The organism is Pseudomonas sp. RL_5y_Pfl2_69, from assembly GCF_963970465.1.
Classification (GTDB): domain Bacteria; phylum Pseudomonadota; class Gammaproteobacteria; order Pseudomonadales; family Pseudomonadaceae; genus Aquipseudomonas.
The window spans coordinates 285,152-308,774 of record NZ_CAXAOU010000003.1 but is presented as its reverse complement, the minus strand read 5'-3'; the positions used below and the strand labels follow the sequence as shown (position 1 = coordinate 308,774).

22 protein-coding genes are annotated in these 23,623 nt (G+C 57.6%); 10 read left to right on the top strand and 12 right to left on the bottom strand.

All coding sequences use genetic code 11. The annotated features are described in order from the left end of the window. Positions 1-40: 40 nt before the first annotated feature. Entirely contained in the window at positions 41-1,108 is a 1,068-nt protein-coding gene (locus AACY07_RS07510; RefSeq protein WP_339474200.1) for an ABC transporter substrate-binding protein, read from the bottom strand. A gap of 346 nt (positions 1,109-1,454) precedes the next feature. Between AACY07_RS07510 and AACY07_RS07505 the strand changes: the two genes are divergently transcribed. After that, on the top strand, positions 1,455-2,174 hold the full coding sequence (locus AACY07_RS07505; RefSeq protein WP_339474198.1) for a UTRA domain-containing protein: 720 nt from the start codon (positions 1,455-1,457) through the stop codon (positions 2,172-2,174). A 140-nt stretch (positions 2,175-2,314) separates the two neighbouring features. Here AACY07_RS07505 and AACY07_RS07500 read toward each other — a convergent pair whose 3' ends face one another. The 7 genes from AACY07_RS07500 to minC form a co-directional block, all read right to left on the bottom strand. Then, positions 2,315-4,474, bottom strand: coding sequence for a mechanosensitive ion channel domain-containing protein (locus AACY07_RS07500; RefSeq protein WP_326398255.1), 2,160 nt, complete (start codon positions 4,472-4,474; stop codon positions 2,315-2,317). A 118-nt stretch (positions 4,475-4,592) separates the two neighbouring features. Beyond that, positions 4,593-4,775, bottom strand: coding sequence for a hypothetical protein (locus AACY07_RS07495; protein WP_019828579.1), 183 nt, complete (start codon positions 4,773-4,775; stop codon positions 4,593-4,595). Between the two features lie 202 nt (positions 4,776-4,977). Then, complete coding sequence (locus AACY07_RS07490; protein WP_339474194.1) at positions 4,978-6,267, bottom strand: M18 family aminopeptidase; 1,290 nt, start codon at positions 6,265-6,267, stop codon at positions 4,978-4,980. Positions 6,268-6,442: 175 nt separating this feature from the next. Beyond that, positions 6,443-7,078, bottom strand: a complete 636-nt coding sequence (locus tag AACY07_RS07485; protein WP_016780153.1) for an RluA family pseudouridine synthase — start codon at positions 7,076-7,078, stop codon at positions 6,443-6,445. A gap of 90 nt (positions 7,079-7,168) precedes the next feature. Beyond that, positions 7,169-7,423 (bottom strand): cell division topological specificity factor MinE, encoded by a 255-nt coding sequence (gene minE / locus AACY07_RS07480; RefSeq protein WP_019828577.1) that lies wholly within the window; start codon positions 7,421-7,423, stop codon positions 7,169-7,171. A gap of 3 nt (positions 7,424-7,426) precedes the next feature. Then, the gene (minD, locus tag AACY07_RS07475) at positions 7,427-8,239 is read right to left on the bottom strand and encodes a septum site-determining protein MinD (protein ID WP_019828576.1); all 813 of its coding nucleotides are present in this window, start codon (positions 8,237-8,239) and stop codon (positions 7,427-7,429) included. Positions 8,240-8,427: 188 nt separating this feature from the next. Then, complete coding sequence (gene minC, locus AACY07_RS07470) at positions 8,428-9,165, bottom strand: septum site-determining protein MinC (RefSeq protein ID WP_339474190.1); 738 nt, start codon at positions 9,163-9,165, stop codon at positions 8,428-8,430. A 119-nt stretch (positions 9,166-9,284) separates the two neighbouring features. Here minC and AACY07_RS07465 point away from each other — a divergent pair, with 119 nt between their 5' ends. Next, positions 9,285-10,217, top strand: a complete 933-nt coding sequence (locus tag AACY07_RS07465) for a lipid A biosynthesis lauroyl acyltransferase (protein ID WP_339474188.1) — start codon at positions 9,285-9,287, stop codon at positions 10,215-10,217. A gap of 27 nt (positions 10,218-10,244) precedes the next feature. Next, a complete protein-coding gene (locus tag AACY07_RS07460; protein ID WP_339474186.1) occupies positions 10,245-11,390 on the top strand; it encodes a patatin-like phospholipase family protein in 1,146 nt (381 codons plus the stop codon). A 134-nt stretch (positions 11,391-11,524) separates the two neighbouring features. Here the strand turns inward: AACY07_RS07460 and AACY07_RS07455 are convergent, their stop codons facing one another. Together AACY07_RS07455 and AACY07_RS07450 are read right to left on the bottom strand one after the other, a co-directional pair. Next, positions 11,525-12,313: an MlaA family lipoprotein gene (locus AACY07_RS07455; RefSeq protein WP_339474184.1), complete on the bottom strand. Its 789-nt coding sequence runs from the start codon at positions 12,311-12,313 to the stop codon at positions 11,525-11,527. After that, positions 12,306-13,604, bottom strand: coding sequence for a serine/threonine protein kinase (locus AACY07_RS07450; RefSeq protein ID WP_133078132.1), 1,299 nt, complete (start codon positions 13,602-13,604; stop codon positions 12,306-12,308). Before AACY07_RS07450 ends, AACY07_RS07455 begins: the two co-directional genes overlap by 8 nt. A 227-nt stretch (positions 13,605-13,831) precedes the next feature. Here AACY07_RS07450 and AACY07_RS07445 point away from each other — a divergent pair, with 227 nt between their 5' ends. Further along, positions 13,832-14,194: a hypothetical protein gene (locus AACY07_RS07445; protein ID WP_339474182.1), complete on the top strand. Its 363-nt coding sequence runs from the start codon at positions 13,832-13,834 to the stop codon at positions 14,192-14,194. A gap of 100 nt (positions 14,195-14,294) precedes the next feature. Here the strand turns inward: AACY07_RS07445 and AACY07_RS07440 are convergent, their stop codons facing one another. Beyond that, complete coding sequence (locus tag AACY07_RS07440; protein ID WP_339474180.1) at positions 14,295-15,845, bottom strand: glycoside hydrolase family 17 protein; 1,551 nt, start codon at positions 15,843-15,845, stop codon at positions 14,295-14,297. 291 nt (positions 15,846-16,136) lie between these two features. Here AACY07_RS07440 and AACY07_RS07435 point away from each other — a divergent pair, with 291 nt between their 5' ends. The 3 genes from AACY07_RS07435 to AACY07_RS07425 all read left to right on the top strand — a co-directional run bounded on the left by AACY07_RS07435 (position 16,137) and on the right by AACY07_RS07425 (position 19,184). After that, positions 16,137-16,994: a glycine betaine ABC transporter substrate-binding protein gene (locus AACY07_RS07435; RefSeq protein ID WP_133078135.1), complete on the top strand. Its 858-nt coding sequence runs from the start codon at positions 16,137-16,139 to the stop codon at positions 16,992-16,994. Between the two features lie 223 nt (positions 16,995-17,217). Next, the gene (locus AACY07_RS07430) at positions 17,218-17,529 is read left to right on the top strand and encodes a DUF485 domain-containing protein (protein ID WP_133078136.1); all 312 of its coding nucleotides are present in this window, start codon (positions 17,218-17,220) and stop codon (positions 17,527-17,529) included. Continuing rightward, entirely contained in the window at positions 17,526-19,184 is a 1,659-nt protein-coding gene (locus tag AACY07_RS07425) for a cation acetate symporter (protein WP_339474179.1), read from the top strand. Before AACY07_RS07430 ends, AACY07_RS07425 begins: the two co-directional genes overlap by 4 nt. Before the next feature lie 260 nt (positions 19,185-19,444). On the opposite strand, the gene gltA is transcribed toward AACY07_RS07425, so the two are convergent. After that, on the bottom strand, positions 19,445-20,734 hold the full coding sequence (gene gltA / locus AACY07_RS07420) for a citrate synthase (protein ID WP_019828565.1): 1,290 nt from the start codon (positions 20,732-20,734) through the stop codon (positions 19,445-19,447). 350 nt (positions 20,735-21,084) lie between these two features. On the opposite strand from gltA, the gene sdhC reads away from it, so the two are divergent. Genes sdhC through sdhA form a run of 3 tightly spaced genes read left to right on the top strand, consistent with a single transcriptional unit; the run spans position 21,085 to position 23,612 of the window. Next, positions 21,085-21,471, top strand: coding sequence for a succinate dehydrogenase, cytochrome b556 subunit (gene sdhC, locus AACY07_RS07415; RefSeq protein ID WP_019828563.1), 387 nt, complete (start codon positions 21,085-21,087; stop codon positions 21,469-21,471). Then, positions 21,465-21,833, top strand: a complete 369-nt coding sequence (sdhD, locus tag AACY07_RS07410; protein ID WP_003446906.1) for a succinate dehydrogenase, hydrophobic membrane anchor protein — start codon at positions 21,465-21,467, stop codon at positions 21,831-21,833. Before sdhC ends, sdhD begins: the two co-directional genes overlap by 7 nt. Before the next feature lie 3 nt (positions 21,834-21,836). Continuing rightward, on the top strand, positions 21,837-23,612 hold the full coding sequence (gene sdhA, locus AACY07_RS07405) for a succinate dehydrogenase flavoprotein subunit (protein WP_219261568.1): 1,776 nt from the start codon (positions 21,837-21,839) through the stop codon (positions 23,610-23,612). Positions 23,613-23,623 lie beyond the last annotated feature (11 nt).

The window sequence follows — 23,623 nt, the reverse complement described above, 5'->3', positions numbered from 1 at the left end:
CGAGCAAGCCCGCTCCCACAGGGAACAGGCGGGGTGCGGGTTACTGCATATTGATGATGACTTCTTCCTGCCACAGTTGCGGCAGGGCCTTGGAGGTTTTTTCCCAGGCGTCAGCGTCCTTGATCGGGGTCACGTTTTTGTACTGGTCGTTGGAGAGCAGCTTGGCTTGAACGTCTTCAGGCAGCTTCAAGTGCTCGGCACGAATCGGCCGTGCATTGCCCCGCGCCAGGTTGGTTTGACCGGCATCGCTGAAGATGAATTCGCGAGTCAGCTTGGCCGCGTTCGGGTGCTTGGCGTATTTGTTGATGATGGTGGTGTAGCCCGAGATCACCGAACCGTCCGATGGAATCAGCACCACGTAGTCATCCGGGTTGACCATTTTGGCTTTGTAGCTCAGGCCGTTGAAATCCCAGACCACGCCCACTTCCACTTCCCCTTTTTCCATGGTGGCGATGGTCGGGTTGGCCAATGACAAGCGGCCTTGCTTGGCGATGTCGGCAAACATCAGCAGGGCAGGCTGGATGTTCTTTTCACTGCCGCCATTGGCCAGTGCAGCAGCCAGTACGCCGTTGGTGGCTTGCGCTGCGGTGCTCACGTCACCGATGGAAACCTTGTATTTGCCGGATTTCAGGTCAGCCCACTTGGTTGGAACTTCGGAGCCGTGCAGCAGCTTTTTGTTGACGATAAACGCAATGGTGCCGGTGTAGGCCAGCGCCCAGTTACCGTCTTTGTCCTTGGCCCAGTCCGGGATCTGGTCCCAGGTGGTCGGCTTGTACGGCTGGGTCACGCCCTTGGCCACTGCAATCGGGCCGAAGGCCGCGCCTACGTCACCGATGTCGGCACTGGCGTTGTCTTTTTCAGCGGCGAACTTGGCCACTTCCTGGGCCGAACTCATGTCGGTATCGATGTGCTTGAGGCCATAGAGCTTGTTCAGATCTGACCACGTGCCTTTCCAGTTGGCCCAGTCATCGGGCATGCCGACGCTGTTGACCGTTCCCTCTGCCTTTGCTGCGGCTTCCAGGGCTTTTAAATCCACATCGGCGGCCATGGCCGATGTGCACAGGGCGATGCTTGAACCTAACAGTGATGCCAGGAAAAACCGTTTCATCCGAAGCTCCTTGGGCGTTTTCAACGCTGGGTTTTATTGCTCTTTTGCGGTGGGTTGGTCTAGGTCAGCAATACCTGAGCCAATTTAAGCCCGGCAGATGACACTTTAATGTCGGCACTGGTTGTGCAGGGGATGTTGCAGGTTCGCGTGTGCGTTTCGAGTAAGCGTAGACCATCGCGCAGGGCTTGATTGGCAAGGCCTGTGGCATTTTCTGATGGGCCTTGTCGCAGGCGCTGTCATGCAACAGTCATGTGGTCTGACTAGGCTTCGGCTATCGAGGTTTGGTGATTTTTCAGGCCGTGCCTGCCCACATTTGGTGCTGGACTAGTCCAGTCAGGTAACGTTGATGCGAGAAGGTGTACCTAAAGCGGTGACCGCGATCAGTCGCACGCTCCAAGAGCAAATTGAGCACGGCCTGTTGGCGTGCGGCAGTCAGTTGCCGGCCGAACGCAAACTCAGCGAGTTGTTTGCAACTACTCGGGTTACGGTGCGCGAGGCGTTGCTTCAGCTCGAAGCCCAGGGGATGGTCTATCGGGAGGAGCGTCGCGGCTGGTTTATTTCGCCGCCGCGCCTGGCCTATAACTTGATGCAGCGTAGCCACTTCCACGCAATGGTCACGGCCCAGGGGCGGGTGGCGTCCACTGAAGTGATTTCGGCGCGCCTGCTACCGGCCACGGCGGCGGTGTGCGACCGCTTGCAGTTGCCGGCGCTGTCCAGTGTGATCCAGATATGCCGTGGCCGGCGCATTGACGGGAGGCTGGTGCTGTACGTCGAGCACTATTTGAACCCTCAGTATTTCCCTCGAATTCTTGAACTTGATCTCACCGGGTCGATTACCGAGCTGTATGCCCGGCATTACGACTTGCATTACGGTCGGGTGCGTTTCGAAATCGTACCTACATCATTGCCGATGCAAGCAGCAGCCACGCTCAAGGTTTCAACCGGCAGCCCGGGTTTACGGATTGCGCGGGTCAATTATGACCAGCACGAACGGCTGATCGACTGTGACCTGGAATATTGGCGACATGATGCGATTCATGTCGGGGTGGATGTGCAGGAGCGTTGAATTCCCCCTGGTTTCTGGAGGCAACTCACTCTGTGGGAGCGGGCTTGCTCGCGATGCATTCGGCGTGGTGTGTCAGGTAAAACGCGCTGATGTCATCGCGAGCAAGCCCGCTCCCACACAAGTTGAGGCAGCATCCAGGATCAATCCTTCTGCAACATTCCGCTGCCTGCGGTCACGACTTGTACGCTCAGGCGCGGGGTCGCCAGGTCAAGTCCGGCTTCATCCAGATGCCGCTTGAGGGACAGGTTGAACGCCCGCGACACTTCCCATTGCTTGATAGGCGCGGTCTTGAAACGGGCGCGCAAGATGGCGCTGCCCGACTCAAAGCTTTCGACCCCCTGGATCTCCAGCGGTGACCAGATATTGCGTCGCTGCAGTGGGTCGTTCCGCATTTTTTGCCCGACTTCACGCATCAGTTTGATCGCATCGTCGATGTCCATGTTGTAGGGGATCGCAACCCGGAAGATGGCGTAACCGAATTCCCGGGAGTAGTTCTTGATGCTTTTGATTTCGCTGAACGGGATGGTATGCACGATGCCGTCGATATCCCGCAGGCGCACTGTACGAATCGTCAGCCCTTCAACCGTGCCCAGGTGCCCGCCGACATCGACGTAGTCGTCGATGGCCAGGGAGTCTTCAATGATGATGAACAGGCCGGTGATCAGGTCGGCAACCAGTGATTGCGCACCAAAGCCGATGGCCAGACCGATCACACCGGCACCCGCCAGCAGGGGGGTGACGTTCATGCCCATGTTGGCCAGGGCCACGATCAGCGCGATGATGAAAATCGCCACAAACAACACGTTGCGAATCAACGGCATCATGGTTTGGGCGCGGGCATTGGCCAGGCCTTTGCGCGAGCGGGTCAGTGCGTGGTGCACGGCGGTGTCGGAAAGAATCCAGATCAGCCAGGCAAACAGCAGCGTGCCGCCGAGGCTGAACAGTTTGACGCTGATCTCATGACCTTCGCCTTCGGTGAAGCTGATCAGTGACATGCCCCACACCCGCAGCCCCAGCTCGATGAATACCAGCCACACGATCAGATGCGCCAGGGTGTAGAGGAAGCTTTTCAAGCGCTCGGAATACAGCGCATGACGTTTGTGTCCGCGTTGCGGTCTTTGGGAATGACGTCGTACCAGCCCGTTGATCACCATGCACAGTACCACCAGCACGGTGCAAATCAGTGACTGGCGCAGCGCGGTGCTGGTATCGCCTGCCGAGACAAACGTCGCGACCAGAGAAATACCCACCAGAATCAGGGCCGGTATGAACCAGTAGGTCCCAAGGATATCGATGCTGTCGCTCAAGGCCCGTCGGGTCAGGCGACGCGACAATGGCTGGTTGCGAATCAGGTGGGCAATGGGGCGACGGAACCGGATGATAAACAGCCCGGTGGACAGGGCGGCCATTACATTGGCAAAGGTAGCGGCCGTATGGGCCAGATGCACACCCAGGGTAGCCACCAGTCGCGGGTCACTGAGTGCTTCGCCAAAGGCTGCAAAGCTGCCGATCCACCACAGAGGGCGAAACGCCTGATGCCGCAAAATATGCAGGGCACGATGACGGTGGGGGCCATCGAGCAGTGAGAACAGGATGACGCAAATGGCCGAGAAGCAAGTGCCGATAACCAGTGCGTAAGCCAGCACCATCGCCAGGTCTTTGCCCAGCGACGAGGGCAGGGCGTAACTCATGTACACCGTGATCACCAGCGCCACCATCCACGGCCCCAGTTTGCGCAGGGCAAAGCGCAGCATGTCCACGGCCTTGGGGTGTTGCGGCAGTTCTTCGCTCAGTCCAAAGCGCACCCGGACACGGTGGCTGACCCAAATCAGCAGTGCCGCCGACAAACTCCAGATCATGATGATTAATGCAAAGCCAAAGATGATCGGCAGCCATTCGCTGGCGGGCAGCATCAGTGCCGACAGCTCTTCGTTGGCTTGGGATATTTCCTTGGTCCAGCGAGAGGTCGGGCTGTCAGCGCCGGAGAACTGTTTTTCGAGGTCTGCCAGGGTGCTGCCGATCAGTCCCAGAACGCCGATCTCGGCTTCAGGCTGGGCTTTTTTGGTGGCATCGCGCAGTTTTTTCAGATCGGCCAGCAGCTTGCTGCGCTGCTGATCGCTTTCGAGGTTTTTGATGACCTCGTCCAACGATTGGCCCAGCGGCTCGGTGGGTTGTGCCTGGGTTTTATCCGAACTGCCGAGCATGCCCGGCAAGCCAACGGCCTGTGCGCACGTCATGGGCAACAGCGTCAGCAGGCAAACCAGCAGGACATGGGGCAAGGCAAAAAGACGGAGAAACACTGGGCGATCAACCTCGAAGGGTGCGAATTGGCCGAGTGTACGCTAGGGCCCGCGATCATTCATTTCTTGTCACATAAAAATGAATGATCGTTAATTCAAAGGGCGAATGACACCACGCCTATTCGTTCAGCTTGGCGAGGATCTTGAAAACGATGGTGCCAAAAATCAGCAGCATGCCGCACCAGATCATCAGCACGCCGACGCCGCTACTGCGTTCGCGAAAGTTGAAGCCAATGGTGAGCAGCAGCATGCCGCAAACAATGGGAATCATCATGGAGTGGAACGCAGACATCTCGAACATGGTTATGGACCTTTGGAAAGCAATGCCCCCAGTCTAGGTCGGTTTACGCAGATGTGTGGTGATGTGTATCAAAAATGAATCAGCAAGATGCAGCACCTTGTAGCCGCTGCCGCAGGCTGCGATGGGTTGCGCAGCGACCCTGCTTTTTTGAAGGTCCTGCGGCCCTTATCGCAGCCTGCGGCAGCGGCTACAAAGAACGGTGTTACGGCAACTGATGGCTGGCGTAAAACGCGCTGAGCACTTTGACCAGATGCGCGAGGTCATGGCTGCCGGCCAGTTCGCGGATCGAGTGCATGGCGAATGTCGGCAGACCGATATCCACGGTACGTACACCCAGATGGCTGGCGCTGATCGGGCCAATGGTTGAGCCGCAGCCCATGTCGCTTCGCACTACAAAGCTTTGCACCGGGACTTCTACGGCCATGCACAGGTGGCGGAAGAACCCGGCCGTTTCGCTGTTGGTGGCGTAACGCTGATTGCTGTTGACCTTGATCACCGGCCCGGCATTGAGCTTGGGGCCGTGGTTGGCGTCGTGCTTGTCGGCGTAGTTGGGATGAACACCGTGGGCGTTGTCTGCCGATACCAACAGCGATTTCTGGATCGTACGTACGTACTCGTCGCCTTCAGGCAGTACGCGTTGCAGGATCTGCTCCAGCATCGGGCCATCGGCGCCGCAGGCTGAACAGGAACCGACTTCTTCGTGGTCGTTGGCCACGAACAGGCAGGTTTCTTCGGTCTCGGTGGTGAGCAGGGCTTGCAGGCCGGCGTAGCACGACAGCAGGTTGTCGAGGCGAGCGCCGGCGATGAAGTCACCGTTAAGGCCAATGACCGCAGCACTTTGGGTGTCGTAGAAACTCAGCTCGTAATCGAGCACCACATCGGCATTGAGGCCGTGCTCGCGGGCCAGTTGGTCGGCCAGCAGGGCACGGAAATCCACTCGCTCGTCGCCTGCTACCTGGGCCAGAATCGGCGGCAGCTCGGTTTGCGGGTTGATCGCCCAGCCTTCGTTGGCGGTGCGATTGAGGTGGATCGCCAGATTGGGAATGGTCGCAATCGGTGCCTTGAAATCGATCAGCTGGCTTTCGACCTGGCCGTCGCGGCGGAAGGTCACGCGTCCGGCCAGAGACAAGTCGCGGTCAAACCATGGCGCGAGCAGGGCCCCGCCGTAGACTTCTACGCCCAGTTGCCAAAAGCCCTGGCGTTGCAGTTCAGGCTGTGGCTTGACGCGCAGGCACGGGCTGTCTGTGTGAGCGCCGACCATGCGGATACCGCCCTGGAGCGGCGAGTGACGACCCAGCTTGAAGGCAACGATAGACGAGTCATTACGGGTGACGTAATAACGACCGTTGGCTTCGGTGAACCATGTTTCGCGTTCGTCGAGGCGCTGGTAACCGGCAGCCTCCAGGCGCTGAACAAGACTGGCAGTGGCATGAAAGGGGGTAGGGGAGGCCTTCAGAAAGTCGATCAGGCCTTGGTTCAACTCTTCGCGCATAAGTTACTCCAGACAGCAAGGCCGCGAGTTTAGCGCATTGATCGCAAGATTTGATCCCAATCGAACATCATTCACGTAGTCGCTGCCGAGGAACGAAGGCTGCGAGCTCTGGATGGTTAAAAGCTCGCAGCCTTCGTTCCTCGGCAGCGACTACGTCAGGTGGTCATGCCTGCGGTCAAAACGGTGCCGGGCACTCAAAGCGCAGGCGTTCGCCGGTTTGCGGGTGAGTAAAACTCAGCATGCTCGCGTGCAGGCACAAGCGAGGCCATGCGGCCAGGGCTTGCGGATGGGCATACAGGCCATCGCCCAGCAACGGGTGGCCGATAGACAGCATATGGACGCGCAACTGGTGCGACCGGCCGGTAATCGGCGTCAGCTCTACTCGGCAGTAATCGCCGCAACGCTCCAGCACTTTCCAGAAGGTCAGCGCGTTCTTGCCAAACTCGTGGTCGACCACGTGCCGGGGCTTGGTCGGCGGGTCGTAACGCAGGGGCAAGTCGATGCTGCCACTGTCGAGCTCGGGTTGACCCCAGGCCAGCGCGGTATAGGCCTTTTCGGTTTCACGGTCGTGAAATTGACGGGACAGTTCGCGGTGAGTGTCAGCATCACGGGCCAGCAGAATGATCCCGGAGGTTTCCCAGTCCAGACGATGGACGATGCGCGCTTCGGGGTAGCCGTTTTCTTGCAGGCGGGTGATGAGGCAGTCCTTGTTGTCATCGGCCCGGCCGGGCACCGACAGCAACAGGGTGGGTTTGTTGACCACCAGGACGCCAGCGTCCTCGTGGATGATGTGAATATTGGACAACGGCATTAAAACAGCCTCTTAACAAACACCAACGGCGACGAGGGAACCTTCCCGGCAGGGAAGGCGCCCAAGTCGCCGCGGTGTCAGCCGGATCGATTAACGATCAGGCAGTGTGATGTTGAGTTCCAGAATCGAGCAGCTACCCTCGTTCTCCAGGGCGATCTGTACTTGATCATCCCCGATGTTGACGTATTTGCGGATCACCTCGACCAGCTCTTTTTGCAGGGCTGGCAGATAGTCCGGGGTGCTGCGTTGGCCACGCTCGTGCGCCACGATGATCTGTAGACGCTCTTTCGCGACCGACGCGGTGGATGGCGTTTTGCGGGTACGAAAGAAGTCAAAAATGTTCATTGTCTAGTTGCCTCCAAACAGGCGCTCGAAGAATCCCTTCTTCTGTACATCCAGGAATCGGTGCTCCACGGTTTTGCCCAGCAGGCGATCAACCGCATCGCTGTAGGCCTGACCGGCGTCGCTCTGATCATCAAGGATCACGGGTACGCCCTGGTTGGATGCCTTCAATACCGCCTGGGATTCAGGAATCACGCCCAGCAGGGCAACGGCCAGAATTTCCTTGACGTCTTCAACGCCGAGCATTTCGCCCTTGGAAACACGATCCGGGTTGTAGCGGGTCAGAAGCAGGTGTTCCTTGATAGGGTCCTGGTTCAGTTCGGCGCGGCGCGATTTGCTGGCCAGCAGGCCCAGCATGCGGTCGGAGTCACGTACCGAGGACACTTCCGGGTTGGTCACTACAATCGCTTCATCAGCGAAGTACATGGCCAGGTGAGCACCGGTTTCGATGCCAGCCGGTGAATCGCAGACCACGTATTCGAAGGTTTCCTTAAGTTCCATCAGAACTTTTTCGACGCCTTCCTTGGTCAGCGCATCCTTGTCACGGGTCTGGCTGGCGGCCAGCACGTAGAGATTTTCCAGGCGCTTGTCTTTGATCAGTGCCTGCTGCAGGTTGGCTTCGCCGTTAACCACGTTGACGAAGTCATACACCACGCGGCGCTCGCAACCCATGATCAGGTCGAGGTTACGCAAGCCAACGTCGAAGTCGACGATCACTGTTTTGTGGCCGCGCAGAGCGAGGCCGGTACCGATAGCGGCGCTGGTGGTGGTCTTACCCACACCACCCTTGCCGGATGTAACCACTAGAATCTTGGCCAAGGTGTTTCACCCCTAAGGAAAAAGGACTTTTTAGCCCCTGAATAACATCTCTATAAACGACTGCAGGCAAACAGCCTTGGCGGGTCATCATCCGAGAGCGTAAACGCTGTTTGGGTGTTGGTTGCCTACAAGGTGAAATCTGTTTTCTCTACGAAATTGAGATGCTTGGAAAATGGCGAGAGTATCCGTTAAAGACGGGTGATGTTCAACATGTCACTTGACAGACTGATCTGAACGCCTGTTCCCCACAGCGGATCTCTTCGCAGGTCTTCAGATACCTTGTACTTGCCCGCAATCGACACCAGTTCGGCGCTCAACTGCTGGCAGAAAATCCGCGCCTTGGTGTTGCCTTTGTGGCCAGCCAGCGCTCGGCCACGCATTGGCCCGTAAACATGGATGTTGCCATCGGCCATAAGTTCCGCACCGGGGCTTACCGAGGCGATAACCACCAGGTCACACCCCTCGGCATACACCGTCTGACCGCCACGTACAGGGCTGGTGATGATTTTGGTCGGCTTGATGGTCGGCTCAGGCGGTTTTTCGGGTTTTTTCGGCGCGACGACTTCGACAGGGTCAATCGGTCGTTCGCGAGCGCCTGAAGGCGGAAGCACCGGCAGGTCGATGGCAATGGCCGCTGCGATGTCTTCAATGCGATTGGCGCGAAGGGCCAGGGTGCGCAGCCCATGCTGACGGCACACGCGCATCAGCCCCGGCAAATCGATAGCCCCTTCGCTGGCAGGCAGTTTGTCCAGCGCCAGGACGAGCGGGGTGTTACTGAAAAAATTAGGCGCCTGGGCCACTTTGGTCGCCAGTTGACGGTCAAGGGCTTCAAGGTCGTTGTGCGCCAGTTCCAGCACCGTAATGGCGAGCATACTGCCCTTTAACTGGAACACAGGGGCTTGGTCTAGCGATTCGGTTTGGCTCATGGTTGCTTAACGCGACTTGTCACTTAAAGTGCTGAGACTTATAACGAGAACGCCCGCAAGCCGCAAGCCGGGTCGAACGTTGTAGAATGCCCGACCCTTGTGTCTGTCCGGAATCATTAATGGATCGCCCGCGTTTTCGTGCTGTTTTTTTTCATCCGCGCTTTTGGCTGCTATGGCTGGGGCTGGGCGTGCTGTGGCTGGTTGTTCAACTGCCTTATAAAGTACAACTGTGTATCGGCCGAGGGCTGGGTGCGTTGATGTACCGGGTGGCCGGTGATCGTCGACGCATTGCGTCGCGTAACCTTGAGTTGTGCTTCCCCGAGAAAACGGCCGCCGAGCGCAAGCAGTTGCTCAAAGACAACTTTGCCTCCACCGGTATCGCGTTTTTCGAGATGGCCATGAGTTGGTGGTGGTCCAAACCACGACTGGCCAAATTGGCCCATGTCGAAGGGCTGGAGCATCTCAAGCAGGCGCAGCTGGAAGGCAAGGGCGTCATCCTGATGGCGTTCCACTTCACCACGCTGGAGATTGGCGCTGCCTTGCTCGGCCAGCAGCACACCATCGACGGCATGTACCGCGAACACAAAAACCCGCTGTTCGACTTTATCCAGCGTCGGGGGCGTGAACGGCATAACGTCGACTCCCTGGCGGTTGAGCGCGATGACGTACGCGGCATGCTCAAGTTGCTGCGCTCCGGCCGGGCGATCTGGTATGCACCCGATCAGGACTACGGCGCCAAGCAAAGTATTTTCGTGCCGTTGTTCGGCATTGAGGCCGCCACGGTTACGGCTACCAGCAAATTTGCCAAACTGGGCAAAGCTCAGGTTGTGCCCTTTACTCAACAACGACTGGCCGACGGCAGTGGTTACAAGTTGGTCATTCATCCTCCCCTGAAGGATTTCCCCGGAGACAGCGATGAGGCCGATTGCCTGCGAATCAATCAATGGGTCGAGCGGGCGGTACGCGAGTGTCCCGAGCAATACCTGTGGGCCCATCGCCGGTTCAAGACCCGTCCACCGGGCGAGCCCAAGCTCTACGACAAACGCGGCTGAGGCAACTCGCGCCCAGGCCTGCCCGCAGTGACGTCAGTCGCACCGGTCACGGGCCTGATCCTGTCTGGCGGCGGGGCGCGTGCGGCCTATCAGGTCGGCGTGCTGGCGGCGATTGCCGAGCTGCTGCCTGCCGGTGCGCCAAACCCGTTTCCAGTGATCGTCGGCACCTCCGCTGGGGCGATCAACGCAGTCAGTCTGGCCAGCGGGGCGATGGATTTTACCCGTGCGGTCGAGCACCTGACCGCGTTCTGGCAGGGCTTTGAAAGTCGCCGCGTATTGCGCAGTGACTGGCCGGGGGTGCTGCATCAGGCCAGTCGATTCGTGGGGCACAGCCTGCTCGGGCTGGGCTCCCACGTTCCCGTGGCATTGCTTGATAGCTCACCCCTGCGGGATCTGCTGCGGGACAAAATCAACTTTCCCGGCATTGAGCAGGCGATTGCCGGGCAGCACCTGCGCGCCGTGGCTGTCACGGCATTTGGCTACTCGTCGAGTCAAGCGGTGACCTTTTATCAAGGCAAGGGCACGATCAATGGCTGGTTGCGTCACCGGCGCATCGGCATGCCTACGGCGTTGACGGTAGAGCACTTGCTGGCCAGTTCGGCGATTCCGCTGCTCTTTGCCCCGGTAAAACTGGGCGAAGAATACTTTGGCGACGGTGCCGTGCGCCAATCGGCGCCAATCAGTCCGGCCCTGCATCTGGGGGCCAGCCGGGTGCTGGTGGTGGGGGTGAGCGGCAATCCGCGAGGGCCGGATATACAAGATGGCCAGCCGCGTTTCTACAACGCTCAACAACCGACCCTGGCGCAAATTGGCGGTCACATGCTCAACAGCACGTTTATCGACAGTCTGGAGAGCGATATCGAACTGCTGGAGCGCCTGAACCACTTCAGCCGCTTGCTGCCCAGACAGACCGACAACCTTGGCCTGTCGCCCGTGGAAGTGCTGGTGATTGCGCCGAGTCAGCCCATAGACGAAATCGCCGCCCGCCATCGACATGAATTGCCCGCAGCATTACGCATGTTTCTGCGGGGCCCCGGTGCGACCAAAACCAGTGGCGCAGGGGTGCTGAGTTATTTGCTGTTCGAGTCTGGCTATTGCCGGGAGTTGATCGAGCTTGGGCGTCGGGATGCGATGGCCAAGCGTGATGCGTTGTGCCAGTTTTTGCGGGTTTGAAGGATTAGGTTTTGTAGTCGCTGCCGAAGGCTGCGATAAAGCCCGCAAGGGCCTTTCACGCAACATTCAGGAGAACGGGTTGCTGCGCAACCCTTCGCAGCCTGCGGCAGCGACTACGGGGTTTGCATACAACGCTACTCCGCAATCTGCAGTTTGCGGGCTTCGGTATAGATATAGCGCAGCTTGTCGTACTCAAACGGCGAGTCGAACTGGCCATAGCGGAAGCTGGTGTTGTAGCGCTTGTCGACTGCGCCCAGTACCCAGATTTCCGGATGGCGGGTGCTTTCGTGAGGCACGTTGAGAAAGTTGATTTCCTGATTGACGCCAAAGTCGACCGCAAGGCCGGTGGTGTCGCGCAGGTTCGACGGCCCGAGGATCGGCAGCATCAGGTAGGCACCACCCGGTACGCCGTAAAAGCCCAGGGTCTGGCCGAAGTCTTCGCTCTGACGGGGCAGGCCCATCGCCGTGGCCGGATCCCACAGCCCGCCTATGCCGATCGTCGTGTTCAGCAACAGCCGCCCTGTTGTTTCCAGCGAGCGATGGCCCTTGAGCTGCAGCAGGCTGTTGAACAGGTTGGGCACATCACCCAGGTTGTTGAAAAAGTTGCTCACGCCAGTGCGCAGAAAACTTGGCGTGACGTAGCGATAGCCATTGACCACCGGCAGGAAGACCCACTGATCAAAGCGGTAGTTGAAGTGGTAGATCCGGCGGTTGAGCGGTTCCAGCGGGTCATAGATGCTCAGCGCGTTCATGGTGGCGCGTTCAAACTCGCGCTGGTCCAGGCCCGGATTGAATTTCAGCAGTTTCAACGGCTGGGTGAAGCCGTCGACATCGGGTGTGAGCTCCGTGTGAGCCTTGCTGTTATCCGCTTGGGCGAAGCCTGCGCCGAGCAGGGCGGCGAGAAGCAATAATTGTTTAGCCACGGAAGAACTCCAGCATATCGTCAGCGTTGACACGGTAGTTGAGATTGCCGCAGTGGCCACCATACGGGTAAACCGTCAGGCGATTGCCGAAGGTCTTGCGCAGGAATCCCAGATCGCCTGGCCCCAGGATGATGTCGTCGGCGTTATGCATGACGGCAATTTTCGGGCTGTTTTTCAGGTAGTCCTGAAGTGCATACAGGCTGACCTGGTCGATCAGTTGCAACAGGCTGCCGCCATCGGTTTTGGCGCGCCACATCGGAATCACCTGTTCAGTCAGGTAGCAGTCGAAATCACACTGCAACGAGCGCTTGAGGAACGGTGTCAGGCTGGTGCCTTCGGTGATCGGGTAATTGGGCGGCGTGATCAGGCCACGACGGTTGATCAGGTCCGAGGTGAACACGATATCGGCCGACGAGAAGCGGAAAACGGTGCCGATCAGCATCGCCATCTGTTCGTTGGTCAGGCGCTCCTTGGAATTTTGCAGGTCATAGACCAGGGCCGCATTGAGGTCCACATGGCCTTTGTCCTGGAAGTAGCGGGTCAGCTTGCCCAGTACCAGTTCGTAGAATGTCGTGGTGTTGTTGATGCCTTTGACCTCTGTCTGCACCAGCTTGTCGAGGTTGCTGATGGAGGTGAAGAGGTTGACCGGGGGGTTAAGCATCAACACTTTCTTGAAATTGAAACTCTTGCGGGTTTCATCCAGGTGGCTGACGAACGCTGCATCCAGTGCTCCCAGGCTATAACCGGCCAGGTAGTAGTCGGTCACCGGGACGTGGGCCTGTTGGGCGCGCACGGCTTGCATCACGTGATACAGATCCTCGGCGTCATACTGGCTGATACCGGGGGTGGCCAGGCGCGAGGCCGCACTCATGAAGTCGTAGCTGGTCGGTGATGACAGCTGCACAACGTGGTAACCCTCCTGATAGAAGAGTTTTTTCAGGTACTCGTTGAGGCTGCTGTCGTAAGCCGCACCGGTACCGGCAATCAGAAACATCAGCGGCGCCGGGTGATCCTGTTTGGCCATGCGGTAAGTCAGCTTTTTCACGGCCCAAAAGTTGGCGGGCAGCGTGAACTCGCGTTCGGGGCGCAGGCTCAGGGTGTAATCCGATTGATTGATGTCGTCTTCGTCAGGCAGCAGCGGGCGCATTTGCGGCGGCGTGGTGGCAATCGTGGCTTCAAACGGATTGGTGATCGGGTAGCCATAAGTTGCGGGATCGACATCGACCGCCTGCGCGGACGCACTCAAGATAAGGCTGCCAAGCAAGGCAACGAGGGGCAGAGAACGTAGCATGAAGACTATCCCTAAGAAGGTGCGCAAAAGATTCGCAGGCTATGACCACAGGGCTAGTGCTGAAGTGCCATATGGCGGCACTAAAAAACCCAAAAGAGTCTCGAAAAGGCAAAAAGCCACTCAAGATACACGCTGAATGACTTTAGTTAACAGATATCTCATTGCAAGGCTTGCATAGGCAAGGATGGGGATTAAGCTGGGCGCCGCTTTTGTCTATCGGAGTTTTTATGCGACCTCGTTTGCCGTTGATCTTGCTGCTTATCGCCCTGCCTGTGTGGCTGGCAGCCAGTTATGGGTTGCGTTACGGCTTGATGGAAGACCCGCAGTGGGTTGGGACCTGTGTGGCCGAGGCTGCGCGTTGGGAATGCCAGCTGCGTTCAAACCTGGGGTTGTTGATTCATTTCAGGGTGCTGGGTTGGGTGGCGTTGGTGCTGTCGATTGTCGCGTTTTTTGTGCGCGGGCACGTCGGCCGTGCGCTGGCGGTACTGGCCTTGTTGTCCGGTTTTCCTGCGCTGGCGCTCTACAACGCCAGCCTGGCAGTGTTTGCCGTTGTGATCGCCGGGTTGCGACTGGTTCGGGCAGCCAGGTAAGGCAAGAGGAGCGGGCTTGCTCGTCAAGGCATCAACGCGGTCTGCCTGACAGATCGCGTCGCCTCTATCGCGAGCAAGCCCGCTCCCACAAGGTTGGGCGTTAGGCTTTCTGTCGCACGCTACGCCACAACGCCATCACCATCAGAGTGCTCACCAATGCCCACATCCAGGCCTGTTCGTTGTTCAGGCCCTCGCGGTACAGCTGCAGCGGTATGCCTGCGCCGATGATCAATGCCAGCAGGCCGAATTCACGGCGTGGCCCGTGTACCGGACGCAGCAGGTAAACCAGTGCAGGCAGTATCAGTGCTGCACTCGGGAAGCTGCGATAGCGCGGTTCAAACACCAACCCCAGCATCATCACCGCACCGGCAAACCCTGCCGCTGCCAGCCACCAGCCAGCACGGCGCTCCAGCACATTGAACAGGCGCTCGCGCCAACCTTCTTTCTGGCCCAGTGCCAGCGCTGCATGTGCCAATACAATCAGGTTCAAGCCGACCAGCAGGCCGGCCCAGGCCCACTCTCCGGCATAGCGGCTGGTCACGGAGGCCAGTTCTGCCCAGGCCACGATGCTGCATCCCGCCACAGCGCCCAGTGCTGGCAGCAGCAGGGCTGAACGTGGCGTGCGAACGCGCCCGCCAAGCACCAGAGTGCTCAGAAACACCAGTGCGCCCAACCCAAGCCAGGCAGGCCAGTGCGGCAGATTGGAAACTGGGCCGGCCAGAATGCCCTTGTCCTGACGGTCTGCATCAAACAAGCCCCAATAGCCGCCAACTGCGCCTTCGCTGCCGCGTTTCCAGGGTTGGTCGAAGGCTTCGATCAGGTTGTACTTCCAGCCGTTTTGCTCGGCCAGGGTGACAAAACCGCGAATATATTTGGCTTCATTGACCCGGCCAGGTACGGCGGTTTCGCGCTGGCGTCCTTCGCTGGGCCAGCCGGTCTCGCCGATCAGGATGTCCTTGGGCGCAAACTTGTTGCCGAAAACCTGGCGGATCTGCGCGACATGGTTCACCGCCTGATCAATACCTGCAGGGTCATCTTCCCAGTAAGGCAGCAGGTGAATGGTCAGAAAGTCCACCGCCGGGGCGATTTCCGGATGTTGCAGCCAGAACTCCCAAACATCTGCATAGGTCACGGGTTGCTTGATCTGGCTTTTCACCTTGTCGATCAGCTTGACCAGTTGTGGCGCGGTGACTTCTTTGCGCAGCAAGGCTTCGTTGCCAACGATGACCGAACTGACAACGTCCGGGTTGGCATTGGCCGAGGCGATCAGGGCGTCGACTTCCTGTGCGGTGGCAACCGGGTCGCTGCTGACCCAGGCCCCTATCATCAGCTTCAGGCCGTGTTTGCGTGCAAGGTCTGGCAGGCCTTCAAGACCTGCCTGCGAGTAGGTGCGGATGCACTGAAAGCGCGTGGCCAGCAACGCCAGGTCCGCGTCCATGCGCTCGGCCCGAGGCACGAAAGGCTGGTCGAACGGCGATTGGTCCTTGTCGAACGGCGTGTACGACGCACATTGCAGTTTATGGGTCGGTGTTGCGGCATCAGGCAAAATCACCGGTTGGCCAAGGCCGTACCAGAAACCGGCAATGGCAAACATGCCCAGCAAGCAGGCAAGGAGATAAGGCAGCACGGGGAAGCGGGCAGTCGCAGACATGGTCAGGCCGTATGGGAACAAAGCCGCGCATCTTACCTGCAATTGAGCAGGTGCAGCGCCCGCGTATAATTTTGACATGCAAAGTTCGGGCAGCCATCTGGGCAAAGCATGCGGGCATCTAATTGGGTGTAGTGGCAATGTCGCTGCTGGTTGTATGGGGGTCGTCGTCAGAGCAGGACGGCAAGCAGTCGAGGTTGATGATCGGGTGCAAGTGATACGGGGTAGAAAAACCTTGTAGGAAACTTGTAGTGGCCCGGCACTCGTCGGGCCCGGCACTGTGGGGAATCAAAGATGAAGATGCGACGTATTTTGAGCGCGGGAGCAGCCTTGGTGCTGGCGATGAGTGCGGGCCTGGCGAGCGCCCAGAGCAAGCCGACCCTGAATATTGGCTATGTGGATGGTTGGTCGGACAGCGTGGCAACTACCCATGTGGCTGCCGAAGTCATCAAGCAAAAGCTGGGCTATGACGTGAAACTGATGCCCGTTGCGACCGGGATCATGTGGCAGGGCGTGGCCACGGGGAAACTGGACGCCATGCTGTCTGCCTGGTTGCCCGTTACTCATGGCGAGTACTGGGCCAAAAATAAAGACAAGGTGGTCGACTACGGGCCCAACTTCAAAGATGCAAAAATTGGCCTGATCGTTCCTGAGTATGTAAAGGCCCAGTCCATTGCCGACTTGAAGGGCAGCGACGAGTTCAAAAACAAGATCGTCGGTATTGATGCCGGTTCAGGTGTCATGCTCAAGACCGACCAGGCAATCAAGGATTATGACCTCAAGGGCTACAAGCTACAGGCAAGTTCCGGAGCGGCAATGACCTCGGAACTGGGTCGTGCCTATGCCAAAAACGAACCGATCGCCGTGACCGGCTGGGTGCCGCACTGGATGTTTGCCAAGTGGAAACTGCGTTTTCTCGAAGATCCCAAGTCCGTGTATGGCGCTGCAGAAACCGTTAATAGCATTGGCAGCAAAGAACTGGGTAAAAAAGCACCTGAAGTTGCAGAGTTTCTGGAGAAATTTTCCTGGAACTCAAAAGATGAAATTGGTGAAGTAATGCTGGCTATTCAAGAGGGGGCAAAGCCTGAAGCGGCGGCCAAAGAGTGGGTCGCCAAGCACCCAGAGCGTGTGGCCGAGTGGACAGCTAAATAATCGCGACGCGTCTAGCTCGCAGTACACAAGACCGCCTGGTGTTTACATCAGGCGGTTTTTGCATTTCTGGAGTTTCATGCTTATGTGCATCGTCCTTGCAGACTAGATAAAACGCGGGCTGCAGCTGATTCAGGGCTCTACTACTAAAGTCGTCTGGAATTGAATGTGCGGCGCCCTAATAGTGAAAACGTTCCATCTCATCTGTGCTGCGAGGACAAAAATAATGAACGACAGCATTTACCTCTCGATTCAAAACAGCCCGCGTTTCAAGGAGCTGGTTAAAAAAAGAGAGCGGTTCGCCTGGATTCTCTCGGCAATCATGCTCGGACTATATGCCGCCTTTATCCTGTTGATTGCTTATGGGTCACACATCATGGGGACCAAGTTGAGTCCCGGTTCGTCTATTACCTGGGGTATTCCGATTGGTGTGGGGTTGATTGTTTCGGCCTTCATTCTTACCGGTATCTATGTGCGCCGGGCCAATGGCGAGTTTGATGAGCTGAACAATGCAATTCTCAAGGAGGCAGGGCAATGATCGGGCGCCTATTGGCAACACTGGGCGTTGCAGCCCTTGCACCTGCGGTCTGGGCGGGAGAGGCCCTGACCGGCGAAGTGCAGAAGCAACCGCTTAATATCGCGGCGATCATCATGTTCGTCGTTTTTGTGGGTGCAACTCTGTGCATTACGTACTGGGCGTCAAAGCGTAACAAGTCTGCTGCCGACTACTATGCTGCGGGCGGCAAAATTACAGGTTTTCAGAACGGCCTGGCGATTGCGGGCGACTATATGTCCGCCGCTTCCTTCCTGGGTATTTCCGCGCTGGTTTACACCTCTGGCTACGATGGCCTGATCTATTCGATCGGCTTTCTGGTGGGTTGGCCCATCATCCTGTTCCTGATCGCAGAGCGTCTGCGTAACCTGGGCAAGTACACCTTTGCTGATGTTGCCTCGTACCGTTTGGGTCAAACCCAGATCCGCTCGCTGTCGGCTTGCGGTTCATTGGTGGTGGTTGCGTTCTACCTCATCGCGCAAATGGTCGGTGCCGGCAAGCTGATTCAGCTGCTGTTCGGCCTGGACTACCACGTTGCGGTGATCCTGGTAGGCATTCTGATGTGCATGTATGTGTTGTTCGGCGGCATGCTGGCCACCACTTGGGTGCAAATCATCAAAGCGGTGATGTTGTTGTCGGGTGCGACGTTCATGGCCGTGATGGTAATGAAACACGTCAACTTTGATTTCAATGCCTTGTTTGCCGAAGCCGTCAAAATTCACCCTAAAGGTGAGGCGATCATGAGCCCGGGCGGCCTGGTTAAAGACCCGATCTCGGCCTTTTCCCTCGGTCTGGCCCTGATGTTCGGTACTGCCGGCCTGCCACATATCCTGATGCGCTTCTTCACCGTTAGCGATGCCAAGGAAGCCCGCAAGAGCGTGTTCTACGCAACTGGCTTCATCGGTTATTTCTACATCCTGACCTTCATCATCGGTTTTGGCGCGATCATTCTGGTCAGCACCAACCCTGCATTCAAAGACGCTGCTGGCGCCTTGCTGGGCGGTAACAACATGGCGGCCGTGCATCTGGCTGATGCGGTGGGCGGCAGCATGTTCCTGGGCTTTATCTCGGCCGTAGCCTTCGCCACTATCCTTGCGGTAGTTGCGGGTCTGACCCTGGCCGGTGCCTCGGCGGTGTCTCACGACCTTTATGCAAGCGTGATCAAGAAGGGCAAGGCCAACGACAAGGATGAGATTCGCGTTTCCAAGATCACTACCATCGCCCTGGCGGTGCTGGCGATTGGCTTGGGCATCCTGTTCGAAAGCCAGAACATCGCATTCATGGTGGGCCTGGCGTTCTCCATTGCTGCGAGTTGCAACTTCCCTGTGCTGCTGCTTTCCATGTACTGGAAAAACCTCACCACTCGCGGCGCCATGATTGGCGGCTGGATGGGGCTGATCAGTGCGGTTGGCTTGATGATCCTGGGCCCGACCATCTGGGTGCAGATCCTGCATCATGAGAAAGCAATCTTCCCTTACGAGTACCCTGCACTGTTCTCCATGATCATTGCGTTTGCGGGTATCTGGTTCTTCTCTATTACCGACAAATCCAAGGCGGCAGAGAAAGAACGTGCGTTGTTCTTCCCGCAGTTTGTGCGTTCGCAGACGGGTCTTGGGGCGAGCGGGGCGGTGGATCACTAATCAGCGGCAGGCGTTATGTGTAAAGCAATCCCCCTGTCGTGAGGCAGGGGGATTTTTTTGTGTTGAGGTTTGTGTGGGGGCGGGCTTGCTCGAGATGGCATCACCGCGGCCTGTCAGGCGAGCCGCAGCGATACCATCGCGAGCAAGCCCGCTCCCACAGCAGTCAGTTCTGCACTGGGTTAAAACGGCGCAAAACAAAAACGGCCTCTATATATAGAGGCCGTTTTGTGTGCAGCTAAGACTATATCGTGGGATATGCCTTACTTGCGGTCTTCCAGGTTGGTCAGGTCACGCTGCTCGTAACCGGTGTACAGCTGGCGCGGACGGCCAATCTTGTACGGGCTGGAGAGCATTTCTTTCCAGTGCGAGATCCAGCCGACTGTACGCGACAGGGCGAAGATCACGGTGAACATGCTGGTTGGAATGCCGATCGCCTTGAGGATGATCCCCGAGTAGAAGTCGACGTTCGGGTACAGCGAGCGCTCGATGAAGTACGGGTCGGTCAGAGCGATCTCTTCCAGGCGCATGGCCAGTTCGAGTTGCGGATCGTTCTGGATGCCCAGTTCTTTAAGCACTTCGTCGCAGGTCTTTTTCATCACTGTGGCGCGTGGGTCGCGGTTTTTATAAACCCGGTGACCAAAGCCCATCAGTTTGAACGGATCGTTTTTGTCCTTGGCCTTGGCGATGAACGTGTCGATGTTCGAAACATCGCCAATTTCGTCGAGCATGGTCAACACGGCTTCGTTTGCACCGCCGTGGGCAGGGCCCCACAGTGCGGCGATACCGGCAGCAATACAGGCGAACGGGTTGGCACCCGAAGAGCCCGCCAGACGCACGGTAGAAGTCGAGGCATTCTGTTCGTGGTCAGCGTGCAGGATAAAGATCTTATCCATTGCCTTGGCCAGCACCGGGCTGATCGGTTTGATCTCGCACGGTGTGTTGAACATCATGTGCAGGAAGTTTTCGGCGTAGGTCAGGTCGTTACGCGGGTACATCATGGGTTGACCCATGGAGTACTTGTAAACCATCGCTGCCAGGGTTGGCATCTTGGCAACCAGACGGATCGCGGAAATTTCGCGATGCTGCGGGTTATTGATGTCCAGGGAGTCGTGGTAGAAGGCCGAGAGGGCGCCGACTACACCGCACATGACCGCCATCGGGTGGGCGTCACGACGGAAGCCGTTGAAGAACGTCTTCAACTGCTCGTGAACCATTGTGTGGTTCTTCACGGTGCTGACAAATTGAGCCTTCTGCTCTGCAGTCGGCAGTTCGCCGTTCAGCAGCAGGTAAGCGGTCTCAAGGTAGTCAGAGTGTTCAGCCAGCTGTTCAATCGGGTAGCCGCGGTGCAGCAGGATACCGTTGTCACCATCAATATAGGTGATCTTCGACTCGCAAGATGCGGTCGACATGAAGCCAGGGTCAAATGTGAATCGGCCCGTTGCCGTTAGGCCTCGCACATCGATTACATCGGGACCCACGGTGCCAGTTAAAATGGGCAGCTCGACGGGGGCTGCGCCCTCGATGATCAACTGCGCTTTTTTGTCAGCCATGTGGCCTCCTATTTATGCTTGAAATCATCAGACAGACCCCCCACGCAGGGCCCGCACCACTATAGTGAGATAAATTTGAATGTCAATTTGCCTAAAGTCTTGCTGTACAAGGCTTTGGGGAGTCATTTTTCACGAATATCCCTGCCGTTTACGCCTTTTATAGCCAGAGCGCAATGCGCTATTAGGGGGAGGTCTTTGCGTTGTCATTAGCGACCTAACTGTCTATACTCGGCAGCCGACCGCCAGGGGCTTTTGGGCCTGTTTAGATGGGGGTCGTCACTCCCGGGTGGTGGGTACCTGACCAGTGCGCATCCCAACAAACTTGCCCTGATTGTTAGGGGCTCTTCAGTGTGAAAAAAGCCGTGAATAGCCAACGACCTGTAAACCTAGACCTAAGGACCATCAAACTCCCCATCACCGGCGTTACGTCATTTCTGCACCGTGTATCGGGCATTATTCTTTTTCTCGGCCTGGGCATCATGCTTTATGCATTGAGCAAATCCCTGGGTTCGGAAGAAGGTTATGCCGAGGTGAAGGCATGCTTGACCAGTCCTCTGGCCAAATTCGTTGCGTGGGGCCTGCTCTCTGCCTTGCTGTATCACCTGGTTGCCGGTGTGCGCCACTTGATCATGGACATGGGCATCGGTGAGACGCTTGAAGGCGGCCGACTGGGCTCGAAAATTGTAATCGTCATTTCCGTGGTGATGATTGTTCTGGCGGGAGTTTGGATATGGTAACCAGCGTTACGAACCTGTCGCGTTCGGGCCTCTATGACTGGATGGCACAGCGTGTGTCTGCGGTTGTTCTAGCGGCTTATTTCATTTTCCTGATCGGATACCTCGTTGCGAACCCTGGCATTGGCTACGCCCAATGGCATGAGCTGTTTGCAAGCAACTGGATGCGTATCTTCAGCCTGCTGGCCCTTGTTGCTCTGGGCGCACACGCCTGGGTAGGCATGTGGACCATCGCGACCGACTACCTGACGCCAATGGCGCTGGGCAAGTCCGCGACAGCAGTACGTTTCCTCTTCCAGGCAGTCTGCGGCGTTGCAATGTTCGCTTACTTCGTCTGGGGTGTGCAGATTCTTTGGGGTATCTGATTCATGGCTAACACAGTTAATACACTTTCGTTCGACGCCATTATTATTGGCGGCGGCGGTGCTGGCATGCGCGCTGCTCTGCAGCTGGCACAAGGTGGTCACAAGACTGCCGTAATCACCAAGGTTTTCCCGACTCGTTCGCACACTGTATCGGCTCAGGGTGGCATCACCTGCGCGATCGCTTCTGCAGATCCGAACGATGACTGGCGCTGGCACATGTACGATACCGTCAAGGGTTCCGACTATATCGGTGACCAGGACGCTATCGAGTACATGTGTTCCGTAGGTCCGGAAGCCGTGTTCGAACTCGAGCACATGGGTCTGCCGTTCTCCCGTACCGAACAGGGTCGTATCTATCAGCGTCCTTTCGGTGGTCAGTCCAAGGACTTCGGTAAAGGCGGCCAGGCTGCCCGTACTTGCGCTGCAGCCGACCGTACCGGTCACGCGCTGTTGCACACCCTGTACCAGGCCAACCTGAAGGCCGGCACTGTATTCCTGAACGAATACTACGGTGTCGATCTGGTTAAGAACGAGGCTGGCGATTTCGTCGGCATGATCGTTATCTGCATCGAAACCGGTGAAACCTCCTACGTTCGCGCTAACGCCACCGTACTGGCGACTGGCGGTGCAGGTCGTATCTACTCTTCGACTACCAACGCCCTGATCAACACCGGTGACGGTATTGGCATGGCGCTGCGTGCTGGCGTGCCGGTACAGGACATCGAGATGTGGCAGTTCCACCCAACCGGTATTGCCGGCGCCGGTGTACTGGTTACTGAAGGTTGCCGCGGTGAAGGTGGATACCTGATCAACAAGCACGGCGAGCGTTTCATGGAGCGTTATGCTCCGAACGCCAAAGACCTTGCCGGTCGTGACGTAGTTGCTCGCTCGATGGTTAAGGAAATCATCGCGGGCAATGGTTGCGGTCCGGATGGCGACCACGTGATGCTGAAACTCGATCACCTGGGTGAAGAAGTTCTGCACAGCCGTCTGCCTGGTATCTGCGAACTGTCGAAAACGTTCGCGCACGTTGACCCGGTTCTGGCTCCAGTTCCAGTGGTTCCTACCTGCCACTATATGATGGGCGGCGTTGCCACCAACATTCATGGCCAGGCAATCACTCAGGACGCTGACGGCGTTGACCAGATCATCCCTGGCCTGTTCGCAGTGGGTGAAGTGGCTTGCGTATCGGTACACGGTGCCAACCGTCTGGGCGGCAACTCGTTGCTCGACCTGGTGGTATTCGGTCGTGCTGCCGGCCTGTTCCTTGAACAGACCCTGAAAGAAGGCGTTGATTACGCTCGTCCACGCCAGTCCGACATCGACGCTGCCCTGGCACGTCTGGATGGCCTGAACTCGCGTACCGACGGCGAAGACGTGGCAACCCTGCGTAAAGAGCTGCAGAGCTGCATGCAGAACTACTTCGGTGTATTCCGTACTGGCGAATACATGCAGAAGGGCATTGCCCAGCTGGCAGATCTGCGCAAGCGCATTGCCAACGTGAAAATCAACGATAAGAGCCAGGCGTTCAACACTGCTCGTATCGAAGCCCTTGAGCTGCAAAACCTGCTCGAAGTGGCTGAAGCGACTGCAATCGCTGCTGAAGTTCGTAAAGAATCGCGCGGTGCTCACGCCCGTGAAGACTTCGAAGATCGTGACGACGTTAACTGGCTGTGCCACACCCTGTACTTCCCGGGTGACAAGCGCGTAGCCAAGCGTGCGGTGAACTTCTCGCCGAAAACCGTTCCGACCTTCGAACCTATGGTTCGGACTTACTAAGGGTGGCCGAT